Genomic DNA, 14,240 nt, shown 5'->3' with positions numbered 1-14,240 from the left:
GTATTGTTGCAAATATAAAAAAAGGTGAGCGTAATGCTCACCTTTTTTGTGTCTAGAATTTGGGTTTTTAAAATAGGGAGCTAATCCTGCTTTTCGCTACTATCTTGGTCGTCCACTGGGGCGGTGGCTAAGGCGAGAGGTGCTCCAACATTCGAGCGACCACCTCTAGCCAAGCCCCCGCAACCCAGTGATCAACCAAGTATATCCGCTACAATCAGGGCTAAACCGCTCCTCTAATTTTAGATTGAATTAGGGTTATAGTCCTGAAAAAAATCTTTCCATAACTCGTTTTTAGACTCACTAGTAAAATTTCTAATTACTTCTATTAATTCTCTATACTTTCTCTTTAAATCTTCGATAGATATATGACTATGTTCGTTATTCTTATAAATATACTCTGTAATCTTATCTAAGTCATGTAGCTGTATTGCACCTGATTCAATGAAAAATGGAAAGATTATTCCTTTTTCTACATCATCAGTATCAAAACTATATAAGGAGTAGTCAGTTCTCGTCTCTGTAACAAGTTGCTTAAATTTTCTAAAAATATGATAGTCATCGTAAGTATCGCTAATAAGAATGACCTGCTCATTAAGTAAAATACTCGTAGGTTCAAGAATCTCACTTAGGAAATTAAGACTATAAGCAGAAACTTTATAAGGATCTTCAAAAATTAGTTCTTTATTATCCAATACTGTTATTCTTTGACATTCAAAGTTTCCTAAACTAAAAAACTCTCTAGACTCATCATATATAGAGTGTCCTTTTTTAACGAAAAATAGGGCTACTTTAGATTTATAGCTATACTCATCGTTTATATTTATCTTTTCTATTTCATAAATAATATAGTTGTTTTTTGAAAAGTAGTTTAGAGCAGCCTTTGAGTATAAATCATTAAATTCAGGGTATACATTAATCTCAGATAAGTTAAATGAACTCTTTAATGCATTGGAAACTGAATCACTATTTACATTATCCACAGATAAGAAAATCGGTATATCTAGAACTTCAGAGAGATGATAATTATCGTTGAACTTGATTTCTTCTATATGATTACTATTAAAACCTTTATTTCTAATGAGGTCTTTTAGAGTTTCGAAGCCAAGTTTCTTATTATATTTAAACCCGTGAATAAGTTCCGGATAGTTGTTAGAGCTAACGTTATTAGACTGAATTACTTCTTTTATATCATTTATTACGCTCATAATAGAAGAGTCTCGCCATGCACTCCTGTTTATCGAAACAAACTGCTTGGAGTCCCCATATACATCTAAATAGAGTATTGTCTCATGACTTAAATTCAAAAACTGATGGTTATCTCGAGTAGGATGTATTTCTTGACCTCTAAAAAGATGATAAGAGCTATAATGGCCTTCATCTGTATTTTTACAGATAGTATCATCTATCTTGACTTGGATAGCTAAACTGTAACTTTTAAAATTCAGCCAAGATATTTTTTCATCTAACCATAGGGTAATTGATGAATTATATAAAGGGTCGTTATCTATACGGTCTTTTATTTTCTCATCCAAGTAAATCTTAGGATATTCTCGAATAAATAAATCATTAAGAATATATGATAGTCCGAGTTCCTGAGGTGGGCATTCCAACCTTCTTTCATCCATACCAATAATTGATGATAGAGGGGTGTTAGTTAAAAAATAAGTTTCCGTAGTTGTTCCATATTGACTAGAAAAATTATCCTCTATTTTTTCAATGAAGCAATAACCATCATCCCTACCTAAAGGAGAGTTCAGTTTAACTTCCAATGCATCGTGAGTAATAATACTTTTAGTGACGAATTTTAGTGTTTGATATTCATGAGGTAGCTTTTTATGCAGTAAAAATGCACTATGAAGCCCAATACCAAACGTACCAGACGGTTGCATCCATAAAGGCATTTCTCTAATATTCTTAAGCTTGCGTATATTTTTGCTCGAACCTCCCATATATTGCATATGGTTTAAATCTTCTAAGCTTATTCCAGTACCTTTATCAACAATGCTTAACTTCCATATATTTTCGAATTCGTGTGTGGTTTTTATTAAATCGATATTCAAATGAATGGGATAGTCTTTAAGTATTGCAATAACATCAGCATGATATGGATTCCCATTCTCAAGTGCCGTTCGTTTGATAGGATTCTGTTTGATATCGTTCCATACTCTAATAAACGTAGCGTCTAACGCATTTTGTAGAAGCTCTCTAATTACGTCACCCATACCATGATACAAGTTGTTGCCTTGTAATAACTCGATAACTTTCTTTTCATCCAATGAGAATTTCATCGGTTTATCGTTAAGTAAAATCTTTTTGTCAGTCATTTCGACATCAAGTTTATTGATAGTTGGGAGTAAGCCAAACTCACGACTAGGAACGATGTTTTTCCACTGTGACATTTGATTTTGAATCTCTTCACGAATCCAGTCAAACCAATTGCGACATTCAATATATGCCATTTCCGTACTACAAATAGCTGTTATGCTAACCGTTTCATTATCTAGCTGAAACTCACGAATGGCTTGATGCTTATGCTTATGCGTTTCACTAAACGATGGCATATTGCCGACTTGTCTTGCCATGACTGGACAAAAGCGGTTGTCATCGATATCAAATAAGTCGCCTAAACGTAGCAAGCAAGCGACAAAACGAGGGTGGCAATTTTCTGTACCCATGCCCGTTTGTCGAAAAGGTAATGTTTTCATCACGTAATCATCAAAACCAAGCCCGTGCGCCCAGCATATTTGACCAAGATAACGATAGATACGTTTCGGGAGGAGTTCAGTGCGAGGAGAGCTAATACCAAGTTTCTCAAAAGGATCTAAAACCACTGAATTTGAGTTTTTGGCATGACCACGGCGATACCATTCAGCGATCATTTGACGATATTTTTCTACGCCTGTATGTGGGTCTGAGTGATTAACCAGTGCTTTATTCCAACCATTTTCATGCCACACTTTTGCAAATTCATGTAAGTCTTGCGTATTATCATTAGCTAGGCTTTCGACATACTCTTTAAAGTCATCTTCTTCAAAGACTTTTTGAACTTCATCTGCATTGAACAGCATACCGATATCATGCCAGTAAGCCGCTTCCAGAATTAACCATGTATCTGTCGCTGTCAGTTTTTCAATATTGCTACCTAACAGACGCTCGATATTGACGAGGATTTGCTGAGAGTGCGATTCGTTATGACTACTAAAGTGTGGGTAATAACTACCCACATTCTCAAGCGACTTACCGACGAGCTTTTCATCAAACTCCCATTGCGACATCAATATTTTGGTATTGCTGTCTTCATCAGTCTTCTTTCTTAGGTGTTTGATTAAGCCTGCGCTCATGGTAAGTCCCTTTTATTATCTTTTACGTAAGACGTTTTAGTTTTGCATCATTTATCAACATAGGTTGATTTTACCGTAAACGCATGATTAGCGGATAAAAATATTTTCACCTAACTATTCATCCTTTATCTCTCTCATCACTCTTTCATACCCAAAAAAAAAAGGCACTGAAATCAGCGCCGTTTTATAAGTCGTGATAATGTAAACCCTAACCACGACTCCTGAAATGCTGAATCACTAAGATCAATCCCAGCTTAAAATCACTTTACCGCATTGCCCACTTTCCATGATATCAAAGCCTTCTTGGAAGTCATCGATGTGCATGCGATGGGTAATGATTGGCGTCAAATCAATACCGCTAATCAGCATCTGCTCCATCTGATACCACGTCTCCCACATCTCGCGCCCATAAATACCCTTTAGGGTTAACGCCTTAAAGATAATCTTGCTCCAATCCACCGTGGTGGTGTTAGGCAAAATGCCCAAGAGCGCAATTTTAGAGCCGTTATACATGTTACTAATCATCGAATCAAAGGCCTGAGGCGAGCCTGACATCTCAAGCCCAATATCAAAGCCGTGCATTTTCAAGGTATCGATAGCGCCTTCGATGGTTTCACCTTTGGCTGGGTTGATGGTCATCGTCGCGCCCATTTTTTTGGCAAGCTCTAGACGGTAATCACTAATATCACTGACCACAATATTACGTGCCCCAGCGAAACGGCAAATCGCTGTTGCCATCGAACCAATCAGACCTGCACCCGTGATTAGAACATCTTCACCAAGGACAGGGAATGACAATGCGGTATGCGTGGCATTACCAAATGGATCCATAATGGCTGCCATCTCATCGCTGATACGCTCATCGAGTTTGATAACATTGTCGGCAGGTATCACCAAATATTCGGCAAACGCGCCATCGCGGTCGACGCCCACACCGATGGTGTTTTCGCACACATGCAGCTTACCACGGCGGCAGTTACGGCAATGCCCGCAAGCGATGTGTCCTTCGCCAGTGACTCGGTCACCTACTTCAAGATGCTTGACGCCATCGCCCATTTCACTAATGACACCGACGTATTCATGTCCGATAATCATCGGCGTTTTTATGGTCTTTTGTGACCACTCATCCCACTTATAAATGTGCAAATCTGTGCCACAGATGGCGGTTTTTTTAATTTTTATTTTAACGTCATTGATGCCGACGGTCGGTTCTGGCACGTCTTGCATCCAGATGCCTTTTTTATCATGGGCTTTAACCAGTGCTTTCATACTTGTCTCTTATTTAACGGTGTTGCATTTCATGGTTGAATCTGGGGTGTGTTCTCATTTTAAAAATGGTGATAAAAATGAGATAAATTGCCGTCAAACGAGGAAAATAGTGCAGATAATATCGAGATATTGACCAACTATTTGACGATGTTTGGCAAAATTTAGCTGTTTTTAGCCCATTTAGAGAACACTCGTTTGAATTGAGGACACGCCCTAGATAAATACCGAACGACGCTTAATCAATCACTTTCATTTGCTTGGCGACTTTGATAAAGGCGGCGATACACTGGTCGAGCTGCTCGCGAGTATGAGCAGCAGAAAGCTGCACACGAATGCGAGCTTCATTTTTGGGTACGACAGGATAGAAGAAACCGATCACATAAATGCCTTCTTCAAGCAGTGCGTCTGCCATTTGTTGCGAGACATTGGCGTCATAGAGCATCACCGCACAAATGGCCGATTCGGTAGGCTTAATATCGAAGCCTGCATCTTGCATTTGCTTCACAAAATAGGCGGTATTTTCATGCAATTGGTCTTGTAAGGTATTGTCTTGCGCTAGCATCTCAAACGCTTTTACTCCAGCGGCAGCCACCATAGGAGGAATAGAGTTTGAAAACAGATACGGGCGTGAGCGTTGACGCAGCATCTCAATCATTTCTTTTTTACCCGTGGTAAAGCCGCCAATAGCACCGCCAAACGCCTTGCCTAACGTACCAGTGATTAGCTCAATATCGCCACGTAGATCAAACAATTCAGTCACGCCGCCACCAGTGCGACCGACCACGCCTGCTGAATGTGATTCATCAATCATGACCATGGCATCATATTTTTGTGCCAACGCATAAATCTCATCCATAGGCGCTACGTTACCATCCATCGAAAAGACACCATCGGTCACAATCAAACGAAAACGCTGTGCTTGCGCGGCTTGCAATTGAGTCTCTAAATCTTGCATATCCGCATTGGCGTAGCGATAACGCGCCGCTTTACACAGGCGCACGCCGTCGATGATTGAGGCATGATTTAACGAATCAGAAATAATGGCATCTTCACTGGTTAGCAGCGGCTCAAAGGCACCGCCATTGGCATCGAAACAGGCCGCATAAAGAATGGTATCTTCGGTGTTAAAAAACTTAGAAATCGCTGCTTCTAATTGCTTATGCAAATCTTGCGTACCACAGATAAACCGCACCGATGACATGCCATAACCTGAGTTTTCAATAGCCCCGATAGCTGCCTTTTTAATCTCAGGATGGTCAGACAATCCAAGGTAATTATTGGCACAGAAGTTAAGCATCTCACGGCCATCGGCAATCTTGATGAGCGCATCTTGCGGGGAGGTGATCACGCGCTCGTTTTTATACAGTCCTGCCGCGCGTATATCGCTGATTTCTTGTTGTAGGTGTTTTTGAAAGGCTTGATACATAAATATTCCTTTTTTAGTATTATTGGTGTTCGTTTGATAATAAAAATATTGAGACTGGTCATAGAACTAAGCTATCAAAGCCAAGCTATCAAATCTGCGCAGCATCTTAGCCATCATTAAAATCAACGATAAAACCAAAGATGCGGGAAGCCAATGAGATGGTGCGAGCAGTGATACTATCTATAACCTTGTGAGCGGTGATTTTATCATTAGCCTATCGCAATAAATAGCCTAAATAGTCGGTAGATAGGCCTTCTTTTATAAAGTGATATAGTGCTGTTTAGTTGTAGTGTTGATCTCATAGCGGTTTAACTATGTCTACTCAAGCATAAGACATCAACTTGCGCATTTATATATTCTTGATTGGTAAGGGTTGGTAAGTACCGTCTATCCAGTTAGTCATCTTTGGGACGCTTCTGAGCCTCAGCGATCAACTCATGAATCTTGGCACTTTCCTTTAGCACACAAGCATCATAGGCAGAGAGCGGCTCAGGTTCTTGTTCCTCTTTCTTTTCCTGCTCTTGCTTGGCTTTTTCTTCTAGATACTGTTGCAGATCGTCTTGCTCATCTTTTTGAGAATTATTCATGACTTATGTCTCCTGATAGTCTGTATTCTTTAATAAAAATCATCCCGACCAGCATACTTTTTATTTAGTGCCTGCAATATCGCATAGGTCTCGCTATCCATATTCCCCGTTGGCTGCTGCGCTCTGAAGTGTAGCTGAAACGCATAGACGACATCGCGACTGGCCTTGTCCCACGTATCAGTGTCGTTGATTTGATAGCCATACTTGCGAAACGCTTGCTTAATTTCAGGTATCGTTGCCGACGCAAATCCATTTTGATTCATAAAGAACTGCTTATCAAACTCATCATACCAAGCGCCAATACCGTAATCGAAATATAGCCGTTCCCACGGGAATTTGGCACCAGGGTCTATCTTGCGCGAGGGTGCCATATCGGAGTGACCAATGATATTCTTCGGTGAGATGTCATAGCGCGTGGCGATATCTTGCACCAGTTGTGCGACTTTTTTAATCTGCAGCTCATCAAATGCGACATAGTGCTCATAAGGATGATAGTCGAGCGTGCCATTTTTTAACGCGTCTCGATATTCAGGCTTGATACCGCTATTGACGATCTCGATACCGATAGAGGTATCGTTTAATATCGTCCGTCCTGCAAAGCCGCCATCACCTGCATGCCATGCGCGCTCGCTCTCTGGCACTAAGTTATAGATTTTATTGTCATCATTGTCTAATACTAGATAGTGCGCGCTCACATTGCCCGTGGTCAGTGTCTTTATCGAGCGCTCGTTGTCTGAGACCGTATAGTGCAGGACGATGGTTTTGATGCGTTCGCTTTTGCCAGTCGCTTGGTAGCTATCGCTATCGATGACATAACGCGGCGCTGTCGTTGATACGCAGCCCACGAGCGATAGCGTAAGGCACGATATTAGTACTGAAGCCAATGCAATCGAGGAAATGTTTTTTGCCATGAATTGCTCTGTGTGGGAATAGTTGCGGTTAATTAACGTTAGGATTGACTGCGATTTTTTTATAACCAATTGCCCCAAGCAGAATAAAAAATCCCAGCAAGACATAAGCATTGAATGACAATGCGGCGGGCGAAAACGGTAAGAGCAACAGTGATATAAAGACCACACTGATTAATACAGAGAGGTAATTTAGTAAACCTGCTTGTTTCTTTTTTCGCTCATTGATGAGGTCAGCGGTCGTGACATAAGCAAAGCCAACGGTGATGCCTAAGGATGCCATTGTCACGATATCGAGTAGATAGTTTCTACCTAGCCAAGGAGAGAGTAGGCACACCAAGCATATCAATATAACGGTTTTTTGCTTACTGAATTGGTTGTGTTTATCTGTAAATACGCTAGGCAATAATGACGTGTCGCCCATAGACTCTAAAAGCTTGACAGATGATAATATAAAGCCATTGATACCGCTCATTATCGAGCCAATCATAGCGATCGACAGCAGCCAGATGCCGATACTGCCAATCCGATTGTCTATGCCTTCACCTGTCGCCCAGTGGCTGTCTTTGATCGCTTGATAGTCAAAGCTCATGTTTAGCGCGGTAAAGTAGTTGATTAAAAAGTAAAACAATACACCGGCGATGAGTGAAATTAGGATAATACTTTTGGTCTTGGTTTTTGAATCGCTAATCGCTTTTGAAATCTGCGGTGTGGTTTCAAAACCAACATACGCCCACGGCATAACGGCCAAGATAGGTAACCATGCCAGACTGGTGATGGAGCTGCTAGACATATCAGTTGGCAAAAATGCTTGGTTCGTTGGTGTCATCCAAAGCGAGGCAAAAAACAGCGCGGTGACTGATAGAATCATAAAGAGGGCGATATAGAGTTGGATTTTTGCACCGACTCGTACGCCTTTTAGATTGATATAACTGAACAAAACAATAGCCGCGCTGCATAGAAACACCTCACTGGCGTAGACTTCCCAACCAGCAATCGTATACAGATAACCTAATTGTAAGCCACTAGGTAACAGATAGCGCAGTAGCAAAGCGACGGCTGATATATTGAGCGCGATAATAGAGATATAGCCTATCGTGACGCCCCAACCATAGATATAGGCATGATTGCGATTGATGTATTTTTCAATCCAATAGATGCCGCCTGACTCGTTCTCTGGCGTTTGGGTCAGCAAATTAATATAGGCACGCGCAACCATATAGATGGCTAAAGTACCGATAATAATAGCGACGGAAGAGCCTAATAGCTGTGACTGTGGCAAAAACAAGTCGCCTGGCATGACATAAGCGCCCCAGCCGATAATCGCACCGACGCTAATCGCTATCGCTTGTAGGTAGCTGATACTTTCTGTCTTCTCACTCATGAAATGCTCCTTCACAATCAAATATAGAGAAGGAGAGAGTGTTTATTATGGAGCTGACATAGAACATGAAAAACCTTGTGACGCCATTACGCAGGGTAGTGGCTATCTTTTATAAATAGAAAAGTCATATTAAAGGTTTTTGTTGAGTGTTACCTTTTCAATCCTGTTGGATTTTTTTAGCCAGAACCTTTTTCCAACTGTCCTCTAAACAGTCAATCGCGAGCCACGGTTCAATCACATTAGCATCAAACTTTTCTTTTGAGTTTGCCAATTGCCACAGTGTCTCAAGTGTCGCAAATGGATAAGGGCGCTCAACCAAATACACAGGTAAATCAGCGTCTATAACGCCATCGCGTACAACTTGGAAATACCAGCCAGAGATACCTTGCTTGCTGACCCATGCTGCGATATTTGGTACTTTGGTAAATTGGCCAATCTGGTCGTTGATTTTGTAGCAGGGGCGGCGCGGTTGGACGATACGTAACTGAACGCTAGCATCATCATTACTAATGTCTTGACCGTTTTCAAAATGCCCACCATATTGAAAAACATCACCAATACAAACGGTAGATTCGGTCATTTCAGGCAGACCATCGACAGCTTCAGTCGTAAGGTTTTCTCCTAGCGTACCGACGCGAACCTTTAAACCGAATTCTGCATTAATTTTTGCATACGTCGCAGGCGCTAGCTGATGCACGGCTTTGAGTGGGCCACCATGATGCTTACGGTCAGCCTGTTCATCAGTGGTTAAGCCCATAAAGTTGACGGCGACAGGAGATTTGATAGGTGCTTTATCAATGGCGCTCATTTCTTCACGGGCGAATGGCATAGATTTGCCAGCGCGGACACAAGTGAGGGTAGCGATATGTAGGGGCAAGTCTTGGTTAAAGTCTGTTAGGGTTTGCTCAGGCGATTTTGTTAAGGTTTGCTCAGGTGATGACGTGATCGATTCTGCGCTCATATGGTTTCCTAATAGGTAGAATGAATAGGCTAAGGCGGCTTAATTTTGGCGGTTTAACTTTAGTGGCTAATAAATATTGATATGAAATGAGCTTATCTGTACTCAATGATGTATTTGATTATACTGGTTCATCACCATAAAATTTACATAAAAAAAGACCAGAATAAGTATTCTGGCCTTTTTGGTGGAGCGTTTCTTAATTTTGAACGAATATCGTTACTGACAAGCTTATTTGTTTTTGTTACGACGACCCGCAGTTTTCTTTTCGCGCGGCGTAGCAACCAGCTCAGCCAACTGCTCAGGTGATGACCATAGGCCTTCTAGGTCATAAAACTCACGTGCTTGCGGCGTCATCATGTGGACGACAACCGCGCCCAAATCAATCAACGTCCAGTCAGAGTCGATGCCGCCTTCACGGCCAAGTGGCATAAAACCAGCTTGCTTAGCTTCAGCGCCGACGCTATCAGCCATCGCACGTACATGACGCTTTGAGGTACCATCAGCGATGATGATGCGCTCTGTTACGTCAGTCAAGTCTTCTACATTCATTACAGTGATGTTCTTTGCTTTCATATCATCTAGAGCGCTTTGTACTAGGGTCAAGCATTCTGTTAGGCGTTCTGCAGTCATGGTGTTGGTCATAAATTTTAATCTCTTGAATCGTAAATATATAAAATAAAGGGGTAAAACGTCAATTTGTCTTATCCGACTGATCATATGTTGTCAGTCACGCATAGAGACAGGATAGGCAAAATGACATAGATAAGGCGATTTTAACGGAATTGAGCAGCAGAATATAGCTGATGGGCGATAATATAGTGATAAACGGCAGGATTGAGCCATTTAGCTAATGGATTAGATTCAGTATTGCTCATAATATCATTTATTGGTGCGATAGATGCGATTTGCCGTTGAGCGACTGGCATTTTATTTGTTTGATCGTCTAGTTTCTGTAGTTGTTCACGTATTTGTGTGCTTGATACCGCAATAATAGGTCTCGAATCTATATAAATGCGTCCTTGATTGGCGTTTTTCAAGTCAGTGCTTTTTAAGTCAGGGCTAGTCGGATCAGTGTTATTTGGATTAGTACTGTTTGAGTTCGAGCTATCTGTTGAGTGCTGAGTAGATGGAATTAACAGCTCGATAGGTGAGTCTGTTATATGGGGCTGCAATGACAATGGTAATAGCGTTTTTAAGAAATTAACATCTTGTACGGACGCTATTTTCTTTTTAGAAGATATAAGACTGTCAGAAAACTTTTCGCTAATGCCATCATTCACATTAATACTGCTCTGACGATTAAACACCCATAAATTGACATGGTCAGTGAGATGCAATCCATCTTTCCATTTATCCAAACTGCGCGCGCTGTCCATACCCATGATAAATATCAAACAATCATTAGGGTATTGCTGTCTGAGTGTGCGTACACTATCAATCGTGTAGACGGGCGGCGCTTGCCATAGCTCCAGCTCATTGATTTGTATCGGCGTGTCTTTCGTTGCGAGCTGCAACATGGCCAAACGATGAGCGGGATCTGTGCTCTGCGTTTTAAACGGCGAGCGCGCATTGGGTAATAAAAATACATGTAAGGGGCGGTTTTGCTGCTTTGCGAGTGGCAGTAAGTCCTGATAGACGTGTAGAGCCACTTCTAGGTGACCATGATGTACCGGATCAAATGAGCCGCCAAGATAGGCACGGATGGCAGGGGCAGTTGTTTTTTCTTGAGAATTATTGCTCATATTTGGCATAAATAAATGCAAATAAAAGAATGAGGGGTATGCTCTCTTTGGTACATCTCATTCTTTTATCCGCTAACCTTTTTATATTAACTGAATCATAGCGCTATTGTAGAGGGCGGGCGAGTATCTGTCATCACTATCTATCACCACCTATAGTCAGTGAAAATTAATACCGCTACATTATGCACTGTTAAATCAATTTTTTTGCTTGCTGTGCCTGCGCAGACAGAGGCTGCAAAAATTGATATTAGCAGTACCATATCGTTTTTGAGATACTTTGACTATACCACCACAGCACCAATAAAAAACCGACCATCATGACGATAGTCGGCGATATAAAGGACTTTAATTAGCAAGTCTTACAGCGATTAAATCAAATCGCTATACGCTTGGATAGCGGTTAGCGCGATGGTATAGACAATATCATCGACCAGCGCACCACGCGATAAGTCATTGACGGGTTTATTCAAACCTTGCAGCATAGGGCCGACACTGACCACGTTGGCACTACGCTGTACTGCTTTATACGTGGTGTTACCCGTATTGAGGTCAGGGAAAATAAAGACGTTGGCTTGACCTGCGACAGGAGAGTCAGGCGCTTTTTGTTTACCCACACTCATGACCGAAGCGGCATCATACTGTAGTGGGCCGTCGACTTTGAGGTTCGGCGCACGCTCACGGACGATTTGGGTGGCACGAGCGACTTTTTCGACATCCGCGCCTGCGCCTGATGAGCCCGTAGAATAGCTGATCATCGCGACTTTTGGATCGATACCAAAGGCAGCAGCAGACTGTGCCGATTGGATGGCGATTTCTGCCAACTCTTCAGCGTTCGGATCAGGATTGATCGCACAGTCACCATAGACAACCACTTGCTCAGGCAACAACATAAAGAACACGGACGATACGAGCGAGTACTGCGGCGCGGTTTTGATTAATTGAAACGCTGGGCGTACGGTATTGGCAGTAGTATGAATCGCACCTGAGACCAGACCATCGACCTCATCTAGCTGCAGCATGATGGTGCCAAGATATACCGTATCTTTTAGATATTCAGCGGCGACGTCTGCAGTGGTTTTGCCTTTGCGGCGCTCCACGACAGCAGCGATATATTTGCTCATATCAAGGGTGTCGGGGTCGATGATTTCCAGACCTTCTGGCAACGTCAAATCGCGATTTTTGGCGACTTGCTCGACATCGCTACGCTTGGCCAGCAGTACGCAGTTGGCAATACCGCGGCTTTGACAGATACAGGCCGCTTCGACGGTACGTGGCTCAGAACCTTCTGGCAATACGATACGTTTTTTGGCGTGCTGTGATTTTTTGACCAACTGATGGCGAAACGCAGAGGGGGACAAGCGCGGTTCATGATTGCGGCTAAAATATTCTTTAATCCAGCTCAAATCCAAATGAGCAGCGACATAACGCGCTACTTCTTCCGCACGCTCAGTGTCATCGCTTGGAATCTCAGAACTCATATGCATCAAGCTCTGTACCGTTTGATAGCTGTCGCTCTCGACACTCATGACAGGGATGCCGGTTTTGAGCGCTGATTGCCAAAGCTCAGTGACCGTTTTGCTTGGGGTGATACCACCTGTCAACACTAGACCTGCCAACGGAATTCCATTGATACAGGCCAATCCAGCAGCCAATAGCAAGTCATCACGGTCGCCAGGCACGACCATTAACGTACCACGCTTAAAGACTTCATTGACGCGCGCCACTGAACGAGCGGTTAGGCTGATACGATTGATACGACGTGTCTTTGCTTCGCCAACATTTAACCAAGTTGCATCAAGCTCTGTTGCGATATCCCATGTACGTGGCACAGATAGGGAGTCACTAAAAGGTACCACCCCGATAAGGCGGAATACTTCGGTATTGAACGAAGGCGATAGGCGCTGCACTTCTTGCAAAAAGGTTGGATCTAAGCTGACGACCGCCTCACCTGGAGCGACTGGTTGATTTTCAAAGGTGTTAGGCACGTCTTGTACCCGCATCAAAATTACGCCTAATGTACGCGCATCCATGACACCGCCGAACTCGCGAGCATGCACATCCAGCTTGTCTGCTAAATAGGCAGGCTTGCTGATATCAGCCGTACTGACAAATATAATCTTGGCATCTAAAGCATGGGCAAGCGCACGGTTGATTTGTGAGGCGTAAGAGGTCTCAGTGGTCGGCACCAGACCTTCACAGATGATGACGTCATGGCCATCATCGATGGTGTGATAATTGGCAATCACTTCTTCCATCAAATCATCAAGATTGCCATCGCCTAGCATACGCTCGACGTGTTGACGGCTGATAGAGTCAGGCGGATTTAGGCCAAATGCGTGCATGGTCAATGCGCTTGAGCTGTCTAAACTGTGTTGTTTGTCTAGCGTATCATCTTGCAAAAACGGCTTCATAAAGCCCGCTTTGATACCGTTATAATCAAAGGCACGGATTAGTCCTAGCGCGGCTGATGTTACACCGATACCGCGACTAATGGGAACAAGTAAAATGGTTTGCATAATGTGTCCTACAATTTATTTTATTTTAGACGTCGAGTCATTTTGAGCAGCATGAGAAATGCAGTATAAAAATGCCAAGCGCTTTATCTTATTCGTTCTCAGCTTT

General features: G+C 42.5%; 10 protein-coding genes. All 10 read right to left on the bottom strand.

Annotation, left to right across the window (positions count from 1 at the left end; translation table 11 throughout):
- Positions 1 to 239: 239 nt before the first annotated feature.
- The gene (locus tag QL898_RS02175) at positions 240 to 3,341 is read right to left on the bottom strand and encodes a histidine kinase (RefSeq protein ID WP_290175637.1); all 3,102 of its coding nucleotides are present in this window, start codon (positions 3,339 to 3,341) and stop codon (positions 240 to 242) included.
- A gap of 243 nt (positions 3,342 to 3,584) precedes the next feature.
- A complete protein-coding gene (gene tdh, locus QL898_RS02170; RefSeq protein ID WP_290175635.1) occupies positions 3,585 to 4,610 on the bottom strand; it encodes an L-threonine 3-dehydrogenase in 1,026 nt (341 codons plus the stop codon).
- Between the two features lie 235 nt (positions 4,611 to 4,845).
- Positions 4,846 to 6,036: a glycine C-acetyltransferase gene (gene kbl / locus QL898_RS02165; protein ID WP_290175634.1), complete on the bottom strand. Its 1,191-nt coding sequence runs from the start codon at positions 6,034 to 6,036 to the stop codon at positions 4,846 to 4,848.
- Positions 6,037 to 6,431: 395 nt separating this feature from the next.
- A complete protein-coding gene (locus tag QL898_RS02160) occupies positions 6,432 to 6,623 on the bottom strand; it encodes a hypothetical protein (protein WP_134292352.1) in 192 nt (63 codons plus the stop codon).
- A gap of 29 nt (positions 6,624 to 6,652) precedes the next feature.
- On the bottom strand, positions 6,653 to 7,534 hold the full coding sequence (locus QL898_RS02155) for an N-acetylmuramoyl-L-alanine amidase (RefSeq protein ID WP_290175633.1): 882 nt from the start codon (positions 7,532 to 7,534) through the stop codon (positions 6,653 to 6,655).
- 28 nt (positions 7,535 to 7,562) lie between these two features.
- Positions 7,563 to 8,915, bottom strand: a complete 1,353-nt coding sequence (locus tag QL898_RS02150) for an APC family permease (RefSeq protein WP_290175632.1) — start codon at positions 8,913 to 8,915, stop codon at positions 7,563 to 7,565.
- A 157-nt stretch (positions 8,916 to 9,072) separates the two neighbouring features.
- Entirely contained in the window at positions 9,073 to 9,744 is a 672-nt protein-coding gene (locus QL898_RS02145) for an MOSC domain-containing protein (RefSeq protein ID WP_290175705.1), read from the bottom strand.
- Positions 9,745 to 10,104: 360 nt separating this feature from the next.
- Positions 10,105 to 10,518 (bottom strand): ribosome silencing factor, encoded by a 414-nt coding sequence (rsfS, locus tag QL898_RS02140; RefSeq protein ID WP_102094660.1) that lies wholly within the window; start codon positions 10,516 to 10,518, stop codon positions 10,105 to 10,107.
- A gap of 131 nt (positions 10,519 to 10,649) precedes the next feature.
- Complete coding sequence (locus QL898_RS02135) at positions 10,650 to 11,618, bottom strand: nicotinate-nicotinamide nucleotide adenylyltransferase (protein ID WP_290175631.1); 969 nt, start codon at positions 11,616 to 11,618, stop codon at positions 10,650 to 10,652.
- 368 nt (positions 11,619 to 11,986) lie between these two features.
- A complete protein-coding gene (pta, locus tag QL898_RS02130; RefSeq protein WP_290175630.1) occupies positions 11,987 to 14,134 on the bottom strand; it encodes a phosphate acetyltransferase in 2,148 nt (715 codons plus the stop codon).
- Between the last annotated feature and the right edge of the window lie 106 nt (positions 14,135 to 14,240).

It is taken from the genome of Psychrobacter sp. APC 3279 (assembly GCF_030407795.1).
GTDB lineage: Bacteria > Pseudomonadota > Gammaproteobacteria > Pseudomonadales > Moraxellaceae > Psychrobacter.
This window is presented reverse-complemented; position numbering and strand designations above follow the sequence as displayed.